This is a genomic window from Coprobacter secundus subsp. similis (assembly GCF_015097275.1).
Taxonomy (GTDB): domain Bacteria; phylum Bacteroidota; class Bacteroidia; order Bacteroidales; family Coprobacteraceae; genus Coprobacter; species Coprobacter secundus.
On the sequence record NZ_AP023322.1, the window covers coordinates 2,341,824 to 2,358,075 of the forward strand.

The window sequence follows — 16,252 nt, forward strand, 5'->3', positions numbered from 1 at the left end:
ATAGAGATACATATGGCAACACCTCCTCCTTTTAAGTATCAGGAGCCTTTTCCTATGGGAAAAGACAATACAGAGTATTACTTGCTAACTAAAGAACATGTATCAGTAGAAACATGTCATGGAAAAGAAGTTTTAGTAATAGAACCGGAAGCTCTGACCAAACTATCGAATGCTGCTTTTCGAGATGTTTCCTTTTTACTCCGTCGCGAGCACAACCAGATGGTGGCAAAAATATTACATGACCCAGAAGCCAGCGACAATGACAAATATGTTGCACTGACGATGCTTCGTAATGCAGAAGTAGCCAGCAAAGGGGTACTACCGTTCTGTCAAGATACAGGTACAGCTATTGTCGTAGGTAAAAAAGGCCAACAGGTATGGACTGGAGGAGGAGATGAAGAAGCTCTTTCATTAGGGGTATACAAAACATACACTGAAGAGAATTTACGCTACTCCCAAAATGCACCTCTTGATATGTATAATGAAGTAAATACTAAATGTAATTTACCAGCTCAAATTGATTTGTACGCCGTAGACGGGATGGAATACAAATTTCTTTTTATGACCAAAGGCGGCGGTTCTGCCAATAAAACATATTTATATCAAGAAACTAAAGCACTCATCAACCCCGACACATTAGTTAAATTTCTGGTTGAAAAAATGAAAACTTTAGGTACCGCTGCATGTCCACCTTATCATGTAGCATTTGTAATTGGAGGGACATCTGCAGAAATGAATTTAAAAACAGTGAAATTGGCTTCTGCTAAATATTACGATAATTTACCAACAAAAGGTAATGAATGGGGACAGGCATTCCGCGATATAGAACTCGAAAAAGAGGTATTAAAAGCCGCTCAAAATTCAGGAATCGGGGCCCAATTCGGCGGTAAGTATTTTGCTCATGATGTTCGTATCATTCGTTTGCCCCGCCATGGTGCTTCTTGTCCAGTTGGTCTTGGAGTTTCTTGCTCAGCAGATCGTAATATTAAAGCTAAAATTAATAAGGACGGACTCTGGATTGAAAAACTGGATGATAATCCTGGAGAATTAATTCCAGAAGAGCTACGCCAAGCAGGAGAAGGAAATGCTGTAAGAATAGATCTCAATCGTCCTATGAAAGACATTTTAGCCGAACTGACTAAATACCCAGTAGCAACCCGTTTATCTCTTAGCGGTACGATTATCGTAGGTCGGGACATTGCTCATGCAAAAATTAAGGAACGTTTGGACTCAGGAAAAGGAATGCCCCAATATTTAAAAGATCATCCTATTTACTATGCCGGACCAGCAAAAACTCCCGCAGGAATGCCTTCAGGATCTTTCGGTCCAACAACAGCCGGACGTATGGATCCTTACGTAGATTTATTCCAAGAAAACGGAGGTTCAATGATTATGATAGCTAAAGGTAATCGTAGCCAGCAAGTAACAGATGCTTGTAAAAAACATGGAGGATTTTATTTAGGAAGTATAGGAGGCCCTGCTGCTATATTGGCACAAAACAATATCAAAAAAGTAGAGTGCCTTGAATATCCAGAATTAGGTATGGAAGCTATCTGGAAAATTGAAGTAGAAAATTTTCCTGCCTTTATTCTGGTTGATGACAAAGGAAATGACTTTTTTAAACAAATAAAACCTCGTTGTAGTTCTTGCAATCTATAATTACATAAATAGCTATAAACACAAAAGCGGTTGGAAATTGTATTTCCAACCGCTTTTGTTTATGATACAAATAAACTTCATCTACCTAAATATTTAACCATACGATTTATATCATTGATAAAATCTTGCAAATCTTGCTCATGGTCTTCTTCCTCAGCCATAATATGTTTAGCAATATCACAAGTTGTAAAGTCTAAACCATCTGTAAAATTAGCAATTTCACTATATCTTTTTATAGCACAACGCTCTGACGCAATATTTTGATTCAAAATACTAACTACACCAAAATCATCTGGCGCCAAATATTTGCAACGAGCTAAATCAAACCATTGTTGAGGAGATAATACAGGGACACCCTCAAGTTCAATAATGCGGTCAGCCAATAATTTAGCATGTTCATACTCTTCTTGAGCATGTTCTTCCATCTCCTTTTGGACCTCAGTACGCATAGGTCCTTCAATAATCAAAGCTCCAGCCCAATACTGGTAAAAAGCCAACCATTCTTCTGCTAATGCGGCATTAAGCTGTTCAAGTACTTTTTTCACATCAATTTTCCCTTTGAGGATATCAACACTCTCTTTTGCCATAATCTTAAAATTTTCTATCAATTTCTTATTATAACATTGCTTCAAAGTGTTTTGTTCAAAAAATCTCTCAATACTTTATAAATAAAAACGAGCAAATCATTCACCATACAAATAAACCTCTGAAACTTTATCCTCTGAGAACATAGTGATAATTGTTTAAATGTTACATTAAACACTATAAATTTAATACTTTATCACTATATTCCTAATTTTCAATCATATAAATTAACCTTTATATCGAACTCTCATCAAATTAAACTTTTATCTTTATTTGTTTGCCGCTCATATGTATGGGAACAATTACTAACATAAGTAAAATCCCGACCGGATAATTGAACAATAATCAACCCCTCGTTAACATATTCCAAATGGTTACTCCCATCATTTTCGTATACTTGATGATAATCATCAAAATATATGCCACCTGTTTCCATATCATAATTGTATTCAGCATCGAATCTTTCAATAGGAATATTATTGCGATACACAATCTCGGTCCACTTTTTTCCTGTGATTGTCAAATCATATCTTAATGAAGAGTTAACTGAATCACTTCGTTTCCATCTCCCAGACAACGACATAGTAAATAACCTATTTTCATTACTCTGCTTGAAATCATACATCAAACCTGTCAATAATAAAACAATAGCTAAAACTACAATTCCTCCCAATATCATCTCTCAATTCCTCCACACAATTACATTTTCTTAATGTAATAACGATATATGCAACTTTTAGGTTTAATGCTATATTTTAAATATAATTGAAATGTTATAAAATAATTGATATTTTATTGTTTTCTTTCTCAAAAAATATATCTTGCAATAAATAAAAAATACTTTTTATCATGAAAAAATTTTTCTTTATACTATCGTGGATATTTCTACTAACGACATCAACCAGCACAAAACAGAAATGAAGGAATAATACGATTTATTGATGTTACCGGTAGTTCTGAAATGGAAATAAATCCAGACGAGATTCGATATACAATCCACATCAAAGAGTATTGGAAAGAAGAATTCGAAAAAAGGAGTAAACCTGAAGACTACAAGACCAAAGTCCCTATCAATGTCATAGAAGATGAACTAATCAATAACCTAAAAAGAATAGGGATTTCATCGAATGATATAACAATAAATGAAATAGGTGATTTTTGGAGAGAACCAGGAAAAGATTTCTTAATCAGTAAACAACTGGAAATAAAATTATATGATTTCAACATAATTGATAAAATTATCGAGACTATCGATACTCATGGGATAACATATATGAATATTAGTGAATTAAAAAATAAAAATATAGCACAATATCGCAAAAAAGTAAAAATTGCGGCATTAAAGGCTGCAGAGGATAAAGCTAAACATTTATTAGCAAGCATAGGAAAACAAATAGGTGAAATAATTTCAATCACGGAATCAGCTAATAAACAGCCATTATATGGACAAGCTCAAAACAGAATAAGTAATATTTCTTTAAACAATCAATCCGATAGTAACAATTTTCGCAAAATTAAGTTACAATACGAAATCCAAGCTCGGTTTGAAATAAAATAAATCTTACAGCATACTTTTCCTTTCTTAACTGTTCTGAAATTATGAAAATAGGACTGTTAAGAATCTACAAATCACAAAATTATTCACATAAAGGGGAATAAAACCTATAATCCTATATAAAAAAACTCATTCTTAAAAAGATTCTATAACCATTTCTTCTGCTAGCATTCCATCTATGGTTTCAACAAAGGACTTAAAGTGTTTCGATGCTGCATGGACACTCATGGCATTTTCATCCTTATACTCTTCATAAAAAATGAAATCGGACGGATTCTCTGTACTTTGATAAAGCGTATAACTTATATTCCCTCTTTCAGCTCTCGTCCCCTGAATCAGAGCTTCTGTTGCATTAAGAAAAGCAGCTTGTTTTTCAGCAAGCACTTTTGCCCGAGCTACAATAGTCTTTTTCTCCATTTGTCAAAAAATTTAGATATTCACAAAAATAAAAACTATTCGTAATAAACCCAATACCGATAATTAAATAAAAAAGCCTATAAGAATTTCTTATAGGCTTCGTGCGGATGACGGGACTCGAACCCACACGTCGTTAGACACTAGATCCTAAGTCTAGCGCGGCTACCAATTACGCCACATCCGCAATTCGCAACGCGAAGGTAATATGTTTTTATGAGATTCGCAATTTATTGAGCAACTTTTTTATTTAATATTTCTATAGCTCTTTCTATGATACCATCCTGCGTCAACGGATAATCTCCAACATACGCCTTATTTTCCGGATATGGTCCTATACCAAATTCGATTTGCTTTTTATTTGCATTATATATAGGTGAGGAAGAAAAACGTACCGACCAGCCATTAGGTAATTCTGATGATAACGGAAAGCCACTACCTCCTCCCGTCGTATCCCCAACTTGTACAACATTAGGCAACATTGTCATTACAGAAACAAACTGGTTAGTAGCACTGTAACATCTACGATTAGTCAATACTGCAACGGGCTTTTGATAATGTATTCGGTTAGACGGTGCAGTCTTTAATGTAAGTGGATAATAATCAGAAAATTGATTATGTCTCGGACCCGTTTTATGTCTTATATACCCAACAACCAAATCTTCATTGGTAAAACGGCTAGCAATACGATCAACATTTGTCAACATACCACCACTATTACTTCGTACATCTATAATAATGGCATCACAAGAAGAGAATGCAGCTAAAATATAGTCCAAATTACTTTCGCCCACACCGGATGAAAAACTCTCATAATACATATATCCAATATTAGTATTTGGTAATATTCGATACTTGATACCACCTGCAATTTGATAATCTGGACGATTTAAATAATATTTTTCAATCACCTCCATATCAAAATTTGTCGGATGACTTTCATACCAATCCCAATAACGAGCCATATTAAATGGAGAAGTCAAATTCACATGACCGTCTTTCAATTCAGCCAACATATCAGCCAACACATTGAACAACTCCTCATCTGTCATAGTATTATTTATCCTTGGTTTATATTTCCAATAGATATCATCCCAGTCAATATTCTTATATTCAAAAAAACAATACCGTTCATCTATCAAAGACCATAATGCTTCAAAATTACCTTCCGGATTATCCGCAAATGTATCAATATCACGACATGAAGATAAACCTGTAACCACAACAAATAATAGCCACAGCATACACAAACGACATATCAATAAATATCTATTCATCAAAACTTATCAACATTAATAATAAACAGGGAACACATGCTGCTTCTGACGAGCTTGCTTTCGTCTGTTCCATGGAATAAACTCTGTAGTCACACCAATAACAAAAGAATTTGTATATATCTGCGTATCTATATGACTCTGTAACGTTGAATAAATAATATTACGATATCCTAAGCGTAACGCCCCTCGGCCTAAAGGCAAATCGACCGTAACTAGATTATTCATATGAAACTGATTATGAAATGAACCAAAATGGATTGTACCTTCCAGATTCCCAACTTCAAACATTTCATAATAAGATTGACCAAATGCTGGTCCAAAAAACATCCCAGCAAAAGGTAATGTCATCTGATAACGTATAGTTATTGGATATTTTTTTATTTTAAATGTATAGGCCGCAATACCAGATAATGACAGATTCAAATCCACTTTCGCTGTCGCCGGATTGTTCGAATTACGCAAATTATAAATAAATCCAGCCCGAGCTTCAGCCTGTCCTCCTCCATATAATATCAAACCGGGAACTGGCATTCGAGCCGTATACAACATCCCATATGCATAGTGAAGCATCCCCATAATCATTTTTCCATTTTGTGCTTCATTTTTAGTCGATGCATAATGGAGAGAAAACATTTGTTGTGAAAGGACTTTGTTTTTTCCCCAACGAGCCATCTGTAGCCGTTCATTACTAAGCCCCACATTAAAACCTGCATAACCGATCATTGATAGATAAGAATCATATAGTCGACCGGTCTTTCCCAGCTCAAGCATCGTTGAATTTATTATCGGTCGCAACGGCTTATTGTCTATTTCTTGAGTAATGCCGACCCTCAAAACAGAAATAAATATTACTATAACAAAAAGCCTTTTTATGAAAATCATTTCCACTTTATTTAGATCAGAATAATCTCATCTGACCGGTTAATTCATCCAATATATCATTGTTCCCCGGTTCCTTTCTTTCGGAAATATCATCTGTCTTCTCATCATTTTCCTCCTCAGGAGCTACCTCAGGAATAGATTCTATCTTCGGCTCTTCTTTCCTTAACGGTTCCAACTCATTTATTGTTTCAACAGTATAAGTTGTAATTCTCTTCCCCTTAGCTTTAAAACCTTTTACAGCAATGAACTCGTCTGCATCAATAATTAAAGGCTCCCGAAACGCATCATGTTCTCCAAAAATGACTTCAAATCGAGGATAAGCTTCATCACTCAATAATATCAAACGGCTTTTGGGATTTTCTCCAAGAAAATTTTGTTTACGCGTCGTTGCCTCAAAACGGAATCTTTTGAGATAAGGATATCCTTGGTCAGCATCAAACAATGCAGCAGTCCAATTCTTATCAGATACAAATTTTTCTATTATCAAAATATTCGAATCATAATGATTGGTTGCATCAAATGAAGTCGTATAAAAATCCCCGTTCTGCAACACAACCAATACTAAGTCCTGACTATGAAATTCTCCTAAAAATTCACCACGACCATCATAATTCAGCCGCAACACATCTCTATCGAACCAAACCTGACGTCCACCTAATGTCGAACCGCCTTTTTCTTTCAATGATATTTTATGTATTTCATTTTTCGTCACAATATTACCCATCGACTGGCGCCCTTTAATAGCAATTTCGCTAAAATCCTTTTCTATAAACAACATTTTCATTCGGGGCTTCGGTTTAAATGTTATCTTCAGAATTTCAGCTTCACCATTCGGATTGGCAGAAAACCATACAATACGGCTCCCAGGTTTCCCCTGCGTAATATCATATTCTTTATCGCGAGTAATACCCGTAACAGCAAATCTTTTGATATAATGTAATCCCTCTTTTCCATCACGATATATTACATTATAAATAGTCCGAGTATCATTTTTCTTAAACACATTCAAATATAAGACATTTTTACCAATAAACATTTTATCACTGACCTTTACTACCTTATATTTTCCATCACGATAAAAAATGATAATATCATCTATATCTGAACAATTACATACAAACTCATCCTTTTTCAATCCGGTTCCTATAAAACCTTCTTCACGGTTGATATACAGTTTCTCATTCGCCTCTACAACTTTAGTTGCCTCTATTGTATCGAACCCTCGTATCACAGTCAACCGGGGATATCTTTTCCCATATTTTTCCTTTAATCGAGTATACCAATCAATTGTATAATCAATTATATGCGCCAAATGCTCCTTTACCGTCTCAATTTGTGATTTCAAAGCTGTAATCTGCTCATCCGCTTTATCCGAATTGAATTTAAGAATACGGCCCATTTTTATCTCCATTAATCGAAGAATATCATCAGAGGTTACTTCTCGGACAAAATCAGGTTTAAACGGTTCTAAGCGCTTATCGATATGAGCAATCGCCACATCCATCGAAGAACTCTCTTCAAATTCCTTATCTTTATAAATCCGCTCTTCTATAAATATCTTTTCAAGTGAGCAAAAATGAAGAGACTCTTCTAGTTCTCCTTTCTGTATCTGAAGTTCTTGCCGCAACAAATCAAGTGTATTATCCACACTTTGTTTCAACACAGCACTTACAGTCAGGAAGTGCGGCTTATTGTCACATATCACACAACAATTAGGAGATATACTCACTTCGCAATCAGTAAACGCATATAATGCATCAATCGCCTTATCAGAAGAAGTCCCGGGAATAAGATGTACTAATATTTCAGCATGCTGAGCTGTGTTATCATCTACCTTTCGAATTTTTATTTTTCCTTTTTCCTGCGCTTTAAGGATCGAATCTATAAGAGTAGAAGTTGTCTTGCCATACGGGATTTCAGTAATAGCCAATGTCCGGTTATCCCGCTTTTCTATTTTGGCTCGTACTTTTACTGAACCACCTCTTTCTCCGTCGTTATAACGAGTTATATCAACAAATCCACCAGTTTGAAAATCCGGATACAACTCAAATTCCTCACCTCTCAAATAAGCAACCGAAGCATCCAACAATTCATTAAAATTATGAGGTAATATCTTTGAAGATAACCCAACAGCAATACCCTCTACTCCCTGTGCCAATAATAAAGGAAATTTAATAGGAAGAGTTATAGGTTCTTTATTACGACCATCATAAGAAGGTTTCCATTGAGTAATTTTAGGATTGAACACAACATCCAAAGCAAATTTCGACAAACGGGCTTCAATATACCTCGGAGCAGCAGCAGAATCACCCGTCAAAATATTTCCCCAGTTACCCTGGCAATCGATTAACAAATCCTTTTGGCCCAACTGCACCAACGCATCTCCAATAGAAGCATCTCCATGTGGATGAAACTGCATCGTATGCCCAACGATATTAGCGACTTTATTATAGCGTCCATCATCCAAACGTTTCATCGAATGCAATATTCTCCGCTGAACCGGCTTAAGCCCATCGTTCAAATGCGGTACTGCCCGCTCTAAAATTACATAAGATGCATAATCCAGAAACCAGTTCTGATACATCCCTGTCAACTGATATTTTATATCAGTTCCACTGGTACCTGGCACCTTATAAGATGAATGAGACTCCAACTCCCCTTCCTCCTCGGAGCCAGAAATATTTTGAAAATCGTCTTCAGAATTCAGCTCTTTTTCGTCTTCGCTCATATTTTTACTTCTATTATTTTCAAAAGGAAATTTCAGACACTTTGAAAACTAACGCGTGGATTTTAACATTTTTATCAGCTTTAAAGTGACATGCTCATGCAAAAATACAAATTTAATCGAAAAAAATCATTTACTTTGCGCTTTATTAGATGCTTAACAGTATCACTTTTTATCTTTTTCCTATAAAAAAATAAGGAAACAAATACAAAAAATGCAATTTAATTGAGATATGGCACAACAAGAAGATGTTTTTAAAAAATTAGTATCACACTGCAAAGAGTATGGGTTTGTATTTCCATCAAGTGAAATATATGATGGTTTAGCTGCTGTCTATGATTATGGGCAAATGGGTGTGGAATTGAAAAATAACATAAAAAAATATTGGTGGGACAGTATGGTTTTACTGCATGAAAATATCGTAGGCATTGATTCTGCTATTTTTATGCACCCCACTATTTGGAAGGCTTCAGGGCATGTTGATGCTTTCAACGATCCATTAATTGACAACCGAGATTCTAAAAAACGTTATCGTGCAGATGTTCTTATCGAAGATTTGCTAGCTAAAATGGACGAAAAAATCGAAAAGGAAGTTGAAAAAGCAGCAAAACGTTTTGGTGAAACTTTTGACGAAGAAATGTTCCGTAAAACCAATCCAAGAGTACTTGAACACACGACTAAACGAGAAGAATTACATGCTCGATTTGCTAAAGCCATGAATGACACAAATCTGGAAGAGTTACGCCAAATTATTCTTGACTATGAAATTGCATGTCCCATCAGCGGCACCAAAAATTGGACAGACGTACGTCAATTCAATTTGATGTTTTCTACCGAAATGGGCTCAACTTCAGACGGTGCAATGAAAGTATACCTCCGTCCTGAGACTGCTCAAGGTATTTTTGTGAACTTCCTGAACGTCCAAAAAACTGGCCGTATGCGTATTCCTTTCGGTATCGCTCAAATTGGGAAAGCATTCCGAAATGAAATTGTTGCTCGTCAATTTATTTTTCGTATGCGTGAATTTGAACAGATGGAAATGCAATTCTTCGTCCGTCCAGGAGAAGAGTTGAAATGGTTCGCCAAATGGAAAGAAATACGTTTAAAGTGGCATAAAGCTCTTGGGTTAGGCGATCACAAATACCGTTACCACGATCATGATAAATTGGCACATTATGCCAACGCAGCCACAGATATCGAATTTGAAATGCCTTTTGGATTTAAGGAAGTAGAAGGTATACATTCTCGTACCAATTTTGACCTGAGCAGTCATGAAAAATATTCAGGTAAAAAAATCCAATACTTCGATCCAGAACTTAACGAATCATACACTCCATATGTAATCGAAACCTCAATTGGAGTCGATCGTATGTTTCTCAGTATCATGGCTGCTGCTTATAAGGAAGAAAAACTAGAAAATGGAGAAACCCGTGTCGTTTTACAATTACCAGCAGCCCTGGCACCTGTAAAACTTGCAGTATTGCCATTGGTGAAAAAAGACGGATTACCCGAAAAAGCAAGAGAAATCATCAATAGCTTACGCTTCGATTTCAAATGCCAATACGATGAAAAAGATTCCATCGGAAAAAGATATCGACGCCAGGATGCTATTGGAACGCCTTTTTGTATCACCGTCGACCATGAATCACTGAACGATAATATGGTAACTATACGTCACCGTGATACAATGGAACAGCAACGGGTTCCTATCAGTCATCTCCATGATATTATCTGTGAGCAAGTAAGCATGAAATCATTGTTCAAAAAAATAGTAGAATAAATATGAATAAAAAAGGTTGTCTGATAGGCTTAATAGGTTTTCTATCTGTAATTATCATTATTGCCATAGCCTGTGTTATATACGGTATAAATACGAATAATAAAATCGTCACTGCTGAAGAATCCGTCAATTCTCAATGGGCGAAAGTCGAAAACCAATATCAACGACGTGCAGACTTGATACCGAATTTAGTAAATACAGTTAAAGGATATGCTTCTCATGAAAAAGAAACATTAGATGCCGTTATCTCAGCACGGGCCAAAGCAACTCAAATAACCATAGACCCAGCTAATCTTAACGAGGCTTCTTTGCTTAAATATCAAAAAGCTCAAGGAGAATTAAGTCAAGCATTGGGGAGATTACTTGCCGTTACGGAAAACTATCCAGATTTAAAGGCCAACCAAAATTTTCTAGAATTACAAGCTCAGTTAGAAGGTACAGAAAACCGGATATCAACAGAAAGAACCAGATATACGGACAGTGTAAAGGAATATAATACTTTAATTAGAAAATTTCCTGCCAGTATTATTGCATCTATGAATGGTTTTGAAAAAAAGCCACAATTTGAAGCAGAAACAGGAGCAGAAAGGGCCCCAGAAGTAAAATTTTAATTAATAAATAATCGATGAGAAAGTTACCTTGTGCAATAGCCTTACTACTTGTAATCTTTATTTTCAGTTGTAAAGAAAGTGAAAATTACTGGACGAAATATGAAGAATGGAGAAAGGCCAATAATGCATTTTTTGCAGAACAATCGGCCAATCATGAATATCAAAAAATATATCCGACATGGGACAATTCGGCCTATATCCTGATGAAATATCACACTAAAGGAGATGCAAGTGTTCCCTCACCTTATCTTACCAGCACCGTCGATGTAAAATACAGAGGGACATTATATGACGGAACACCTTTCGATTCATCCTATACCCAAACAACTTACGGAGATAGTATTCACCGTTCTAAAATATCAGAATTTATAGAAGGTTGGCAAATAGCTCTTACCCGTATGCATCCAGGAGATAGCTGTACAATCATAATTCCTCAGAATTTAGGATATGGAGAGCAATTATATAAAACGATTTATCCCTATTCCACTCTAATTTTTGATATTAAATTAGTTGGAATACCAACCTACGAAAGGCCCCAGCCTTAAAAAAGAAATCCGGATAGAATCGATTCTATCCGGATTTCTTTTTTAAGGCTGTCTTTTCTCTATCTTTTTTGATAATTCAAAAATAAAATCAATTATCCCAACAAACTATTGCTTACTATCGTAACCTTTTTGTAACCACCACTGACGTATAAAAAGACACCCCGTAAACATCAATGCTAACGACAACCCAGTATAAAAGAAGGAAATAAAAGACTCTGGAAACCATCCTAAATTGCGGGCAACAATACCAAAAGTAATCATTACAGCCATCACTATCCAACCTTTTACATCAAAGAAAGAAAAAGGACAACTTTTATCACTTTTTTGAGATATACGTCGTGTATGTTTATAATACAACTTTTTAAATACCAGATGAAAAAAAAGTAAAAATATGATAATAACCTCTCCAACCCTGAATAGCCAATTCTCATTATCACTCATCCAGGTTACAACTCCTATTCTTAAAATATTTCCTCCAGCAATAATCCAGACTATACCAGCGGTGATTAATAGTGTCCGCCTTGCGACTCCATACCTCATAAACTTACAAATCTTTAAGTCAAACAAAAATAATTATTTATTAATAAATATACAAAAAGGCATACAGGCCAAAAATCATAACCATTTTTCACGTTATTGACTCGGAATGGAACATCATTGTGACTACCTTTGCATTCCCAATAACAATTCAGAAATAGACGACATCACATGAATTATTCATACAAACAAATCTGGCATATAGTTTATCCTTTGTTGATAAGTCTTTTCATGGAACATCTTATCGGGCTTACCGATACTGCATTTCTGGGGAGAGTCGGAGAAATACAATTAGGGGCATCAGCTCTTGGAGGGGTATATTATATCTCTATTTTCATGTTAGGATTTGGATTTGGCATCGGCGCCCAGATCATCATGGCTCGTCGCAACGGAGAAAAAAGATATTCGGATATTGGAGTAATACTATCACAAGGGATTCTTTTTCTTCTTTTTCTGGCAGCAGTTATATTTACAGTCTCAAGCATATGGTCCCCTCATTTTTTAAAAAAAGTTATCAATTCCCCAGCCATTTATGAAGAAGCTCTAAAATACCTTGACTATCGTATATATGGAGTATTCTTTGCATTCATCTCTATCATGTTCAGAGCATTTTTTGTGGCAACCACTAAAACCCGAATATTGACAATCAATTCCATTGTTATGGTACTCTCAAATGTAGTACTCAATTATATTTTAATTTTCGGGAAATTCGGATTTCCCTCTTTAGGTATTGCCGGAGCTGCTATTGCATCATCAGCTGCAGAAGGAGTATCTGCTCTTTTCTTTATAATTTACATATTAATTAAAGTCGATACCCGAAAATACGGATTTTTCAGTCATCTACAACCCGATATAAAATTATTGTCCCGTATTCTAGGAACCTCCATCTGGACTATGCTACAATCATTTATTTCCCTTTCTACATGGTTTGTTTTTTTTGTCAGTATAGAACATCTCGGAGAACGTCCCCTAGCTATCACGAATATTGTACGTAGTATCTCATCTTTATTATTTATTATTATCAGCTCTTTTGCATCGACAGCAAGTTCACTTACAGGGAATCTAATGGGTGCTGGAAAACCTGAGGAAGTAATGCCTTTGTACAAACGCATTACAAAAATGTGTTATGCATTTATTTTACCTTTATGTGTGCTAATAGCATTATTTCCCACTGCAATATTACGTATATATACCGACAACAATGAGCTCATCACAAGTTCTGTACTGACCTTATTCGTCATGCTATCATCTCAAATATTGAATGTACCCTCTTTCATTTTATTCAATACAGTATCTGGAACAGGCAATACAAAATCTGGATTAGCCATAGACTTAGTTGCATTAGCGTTATACATTACTTATGTAATACTAGTTATTGATATCTTAAAAGTTAATGTTGCCATTTGTTGGACAGCCGACCATGCTTATGCTATTTTCATGTTCATATTAGCCTACATTTATATGAAAAAAGCCCATTGGCAAACAAAAAGATTGTAATATCTGCAATGTATTTGTAATACATTCGTCTCAAATTTGTAAAACCGTATTCATATATCGGTAATATTGGTTACGTTTCTTTGCTCCAACATAATAAAGGAACATTTGTGAAACGTTTTATCGAATACTTAGTAGAGGGTGCTCTAAAAATCAGTGGCAGTATTACCAGTATTACTATACTGCTAATCATTATTTTTCTTTTCAAAGAAGGAAGCGGTCTATTCAAAAATCCTGTCGTTGAAGAAGGATATGTGCTTACTGTAAACCGAGACAATCCTGTCGAGCATATTACTTCATTTCAAATCAAAGAAATTTATGACGAAAATATCACGAATTGGAAAGAGCTTGGAGGTATAGATTCTCCTATTTTAGTTTTCAGATTCGGAGATCTTGAAAATTATTTTTCACCAGAAGAATTGGGACAAGAATATGAAAATATTCCTCAATGTCTGAACACTCTTATCAATCGTGAAAAAAACATTATCGCCTTCTTCCCTGAACTTTATCTTCCAAAAGATTTTAGCGGAAAACAAATAGCCAAAGAAAAAATATCGCCAGTTGATTTTTTCGGGGGAAAAGAATGGTATCCCACGGCACAACCTGCAGCACAATTCGGATTAATTCCCCTTTTATTAGGGACTCTATGGGTCAGTATCGGAGCCATACTTTTAGCTCTTCCCTTTGGCATATCGGTTGCTATATATATGGCAGAGTTAGCCTCTAAACAAATGCGTTCAATCCTGAAGCCTTTAATTGAACTTCTAGCAGGGATACCTTCTGTCGTATTCGGATTTTTCGGGTTAGTCGTTATCGTTCCACTTGTCCAAAAAACTTTCAACTTACCAGTAGGAGAAACTGCTCTTTCTGGGAGTATAGTATTGGCGATCATGGCCCTTCCAACCATTATCACTGTCGCTGAAGATGCTCTTAAAAATACACCCAGAGCAATGAAAGAAGCAAGTCTTGCCCTTGGAGCTACCCAATGGCAAACTATTTATAAAGTTGTAATACCTTATTCAATATCTGGCATTACATCAGCCATTGTTTTAGGCGTAGGACGTGCCGTCGGAGAGACAATGGCCGTATTAATGGTTACAGGAAATGCCGCAATTATTCCTCACACTCTTTTAGAACCTGTACGCACTATTCCCGCAACTATCGCTGCAGAATTAGGAGAAGCACCCAGTGGAGGAGCACATTACCAAGCTCTTTTCGCTTTAGGTGCCATATTATTCCTAATTACATTAATATTAAGTATTTCAGTCGAATACATATCGAATAAAAAGAATAAATAATATGGCACCTCAATTAATACAAGAATCTGTAGGAAGCAGAAAACATTTAACTCAAAAAATAGCCTTTATTTTATTTAGGTTCTTCAGCCTATCAATAGTTGCCATTTTATTTGCTATCCTATTTTTCATTATCAAAAATGGCATTGGTGTCATTAGTTGGGATTTTCTCTCAAAAGCACCCCAAGAAGGGATGACCTCAGGAGGAATATTTCCTGCTATTGTTGGGACATTATGCCTGGTTATCGGGAGCTGTCTATTCAGTTTTCCTATCGGAATCATGTCTGGCATATATATGAATGAATATGCTAAGAATGGAAAGATAATTAGCTTTATCCGTATCATGACCAATAACCTAAGTGGTGTACCATCTGTTGTTTTCGGATTATTTGGAATGTCGCTTTTTGTTAATTTTTTAGGGTTCGGCGACTCAATCATTGCTGGCTCTCTAACATTAGGTCTCATGTCCTTACCGCTCGTAATACGTACAACAGAAGAAGCTCTAAAAAGTATTGACAACAGTTTCCGAGAAGGAAGTCTGGCATTAGGAGCCACTCGATTGGAAACAATACGTAAAGTTATATTACCCATGGCTCTCCCCAACATCATTACAGGACTTATCCTATCTATAGGAAGAGTATCCGGTGAAACAGCACCCATACTATTTACTGCTGTAGCCTATTTTCTCCCCCAATTACCAACGAGCATATTTGACCAAGTAATGGCATTACCTTATCATTTATACGTTATATCTACCAGTGGGACAGATATCGAAGCTTCCAGAGGTATGGCTTATGGTACAGCACTGGTACTTATATTTATTGTATTGATATTAAATCTTATCGCAAATATGATAAGAAAACATTTTACAGACAAAAACAAAATTTAAACAT

General features: G+C 35.7%; 15 protein-coding genes and 1 tRNA gene. 8 read left to right on the plus strand and 8 right to left on the minus strand.

Annotated features, from left to right (window positions below; translation table 11 throughout):
* Positions 1-12 precede the first annotated feature (12 nt).
* Positions 13-1,659, plus strand: coding sequence for a fumarate hydratase (locus Cop2CBH44_RS09230; RefSeq protein ID WP_021929512.1), 1,647 nt, complete (start codon positions 13-15; stop codon positions 1,657-1,659).
* Between the two features lie 77 nt (positions 1,660-1,736).
* Here Cop2CBH44_RS09230 and Cop2CBH44_RS09235 read toward each other — a convergent pair whose 3' ends face one another.
* Together Cop2CBH44_RS09235 and Cop2CBH44_RS09240 are read right to left on the minus strand one after the other, a co-directional pair.
* The gene (locus tag Cop2CBH44_RS09235) at positions 1,737-2,246 is read right to left on the minus strand and encodes a ferritin-like domain-containing protein (protein WP_021929513.1); all 510 of its coding nucleotides are present in this window, start codon (positions 2,244-2,246) and stop codon (positions 1,737-1,739) included.
* Positions 2,247-2,494: 248 nt separating this feature from the next.
* Entirely contained in the window at positions 2,495-2,923 is a 429-nt protein-coding gene (locus Cop2CBH44_RS09240) for a hypothetical protein (RefSeq protein ID WP_021929514.1), read from the minus strand.
* Positions 2,924-3,181: 258 nt separating this feature from the next.
* On the opposite strand from Cop2CBH44_RS09240, the gene Cop2CBH44_RS09245 reads away from it, so the two are divergent.
* Positions 3,182-3,802, plus strand: a complete 621-nt coding sequence (locus Cop2CBH44_RS09245) for an SIMPL domain-containing protein (RefSeq protein WP_420838994.1) — start codon at positions 3,182-3,184, stop codon at positions 3,800-3,802.
* A 132-nt stretch (positions 3,803-3,934) separates the two neighbouring features.
* Here the strand turns inward: Cop2CBH44_RS09245 and Cop2CBH44_RS09250 are convergent, their stop codons facing one another.
* From Cop2CBH44_RS09250 to Cop2CBH44_RS09270, 5 genes are all read right to left on the minus strand, one after another.
* Complete coding sequence (locus Cop2CBH44_RS09250) at positions 3,935-4,216, minus strand: putative quinol monooxygenase (RefSeq protein WP_021929516.1); 282 nt, start codon at positions 4,214-4,216, stop codon at positions 3,935-3,937.
* Between the two features lie 102 nt (positions 4,217-4,318).
* A tRNA-Leu gene (locus tag Cop2CBH44_RS09255) sits at positions 4,319-4,400 on the minus strand.
* Between the two features lie 43 nt (positions 4,401-4,443).
* Positions 4,444-5,490: a S41 family peptidase gene (locus tag Cop2CBH44_RS09260; protein ID WP_021929517.1), complete on the minus strand. Its 1,047-nt coding sequence runs from the start codon at positions 5,488-5,490 to the stop codon at positions 4,444-4,446.
* A gap of 15 nt (positions 5,491-5,505) precedes the next feature.
* Positions 5,506-6,372, minus strand: coding sequence for a DUF3316 domain-containing protein (locus tag Cop2CBH44_RS09265; RefSeq protein ID WP_021929518.1), 867 nt, complete (start codon positions 6,370-6,372; stop codon positions 5,506-5,508).
* A gap of 16 nt (positions 6,373-6,388) precedes the next feature.
* Positions 6,389-9,100 (minus strand): DNA gyrase/topoisomerase IV subunit A, encoded by a 2,712-nt coding sequence (locus Cop2CBH44_RS09270; protein WP_021929519.1) that lies wholly within the window; start codon positions 9,098-9,100, stop codon positions 6,389-6,391.
* A gap of 229 nt (positions 9,101-9,329) precedes the next feature.
* Between Cop2CBH44_RS09270 and Cop2CBH44_RS09275 the strand changes: the two genes are divergently transcribed.
* From Cop2CBH44_RS09275 to Cop2CBH44_RS09285, 3 genes are read left to right on the plus strand one after another with little or no spacing between them, the layout of a single operon-like run.
* The gene (locus Cop2CBH44_RS09275) at positions 9,330-10,877 is read left to right on the plus strand and encodes a glycine--tRNA ligase (RefSeq protein WP_021929520.1); all 1,548 of its coding nucleotides are present in this window, start codon (positions 9,330-9,332) and stop codon (positions 10,875-10,877) included.
* Positions 10,878-10,879: 2 nt separating this feature from the next.
* Positions 10,880-11,488, plus strand: coding sequence for a LemA family protein (locus Cop2CBH44_RS09280; protein ID WP_021929521.1), 609 nt, complete (start codon positions 10,880-10,882; stop codon positions 11,486-11,488).
* A gap of 14 nt (positions 11,489-11,502) precedes the next feature.
* The gene (locus tag Cop2CBH44_RS09285) at positions 11,503-12,033 is read left to right on the plus strand and encodes a BamJ family beta-barrel-assembly machinery protein (protein WP_021929522.1); all 531 of its coding nucleotides are present in this window, start codon (positions 11,503-11,505) and stop codon (positions 12,031-12,033) included.
* Positions 12,034-12,138: 105 nt separating this feature from the next.
* Here Cop2CBH44_RS09285 and Cop2CBH44_RS09290 read toward each other — a convergent pair whose 3' ends face one another.
* A complete protein-coding gene (locus tag Cop2CBH44_RS09290; protein ID WP_021929523.1) occupies positions 12,139-12,573 on the minus strand; it encodes a hypothetical protein in 435 nt (144 codons plus the stop codon).
* A 168-nt stretch (positions 12,574-12,741) separates the two neighbouring features.
* On the opposite strand from Cop2CBH44_RS09290, the gene Cop2CBH44_RS09295 reads away from it, so the two are divergent.
* The 3 genes from Cop2CBH44_RS09295 (at position 12,742) to pstA (ending at position 16,248) form a co-directional block, all read left to right on the plus strand.
* Complete coding sequence (locus tag Cop2CBH44_RS09295) at positions 12,742-14,067, plus strand: MATE family efflux transporter (RefSeq protein WP_021929524.1); 1,326 nt, start codon at positions 12,742-12,744, stop codon at positions 14,065-14,067.
* 107 nt (positions 14,068-14,174) lie between these two features.
* Positions 14,175-15,362 carry a phosphate ABC transporter permease subunit PstC gene (gene pstC / locus Cop2CBH44_RS09300; RefSeq protein ID WP_055095653.1) on the plus strand — a complete coding sequence of 396 codons (1,188 nt, stop codon included), beginning with the start codon at positions 14,175-14,177 and terminating at the stop codon, positions 15,360-15,362.
* Between the two features lies 1 nt (position 15,363).
* On the plus strand, positions 15,364-16,248 hold the full coding sequence (pstA, locus tag Cop2CBH44_RS09305) for a phosphate ABC transporter permease PstA (RefSeq protein WP_021929526.1): 885 nt from the start codon (positions 15,364-15,366) through the stop codon (positions 16,246-16,248).
* Positions 16,249-16,252 lie beyond the last annotated feature (4 nt).

What these genes read in the sequence shown, in the direction of transcription:
- Cop2CBH44_RS09230 (WP_021929512.1), top strand. Translation starts at nt 13, where the DNA reads ATGGCAACACCTCCTCCTTTTAAGTATCAGGAGCCTTTTCCTATGGGA.
- Cop2CBH44_RS09235 (WP_021929513.1), bottom strand. Translation starts at nt 2,246, where the DNA reads ATGGCAAAAGAGAGTGTTGATATCCTCAAAGGGAAAATTGATGTGAAA.
- Cop2CBH44_RS09240 (WP_021929514.1), bottom strand. Translation starts at nt 2,923, where the DNA reads ATGATATTGGGAGGAATTGTAGTTTTAGCTATTGTTTTATTATTGACA.
- Cop2CBH44_RS09250 (WP_021929516.1), bottom strand. Translation starts at nt 4,216, where the DNA reads ATGGAGAAAAAGACTATTGTAGCTCGGGCAAAAGTGCTTGCTGAAAAA.
- Cop2CBH44_RS09260 (WP_021929517.1), bottom strand. Translation starts at nt 5,490, where the DNA reads ATGAATAGATATTTATTGATATGTCGTTTGTGTATGCTGTGGCTATTA.
- Cop2CBH44_RS09265 (WP_021929518.1), bottom strand. Translation starts at nt 6,372, where the DNA reads ATGATTTTCATAAAAAGGCTTTTTGTTATAGTAATATTTATTTCTGTT.
- Cop2CBH44_RS09270 (WP_021929519.1), bottom strand. Translation starts at nt 9,100, where the DNA reads ATGAGCGAAGACGAAAAAGAGCTGAATTCTGAAGACGATTTTCAAAAT.
- Cop2CBH44_RS09275 (WP_021929520.1), top strand. Translation starts at nt 9,330, where the DNA reads ATGGCACAACAAGAAGATGTTTTTAAAAAATTAGTATCACACTGCAAA.
- Cop2CBH44_RS09280 (WP_021929521.1), top strand. Translation starts at nt 10,880, where the DNA reads ATGAATAAAAAAGGTTGTCTGATAGGCTTAATAGGTTTTCTATCTGTA.
- Cop2CBH44_RS09285 (WP_021929522.1), top strand. Translation starts at nt 11,503, where the DNA reads ATGAGAAAGTTACCTTGTGCAATAGCCTTACTACTTGTAATCTTTATT.
- Cop2CBH44_RS09290 (WP_021929523.1), bottom strand. Translation starts at nt 12,573, where the DNA reads ATGAGGTATGGAGTCGCAAGGCGGACACTATTAATCACCGCTGGTATA.
- Cop2CBH44_RS09295 (WP_021929524.1), top strand. Translation starts at nt 12,742, where the DNA reads ATGAATTATTCATACAAACAAATCTGGCATATAGTTTATCCTTTGTTG.
- pstA (WP_021929526.1), top strand. Translation starts at nt 15,364, where the DNA reads ATGGCACCTCAATTAATACAAGAATCTGTAGGAAGCAGAAAACATTTA.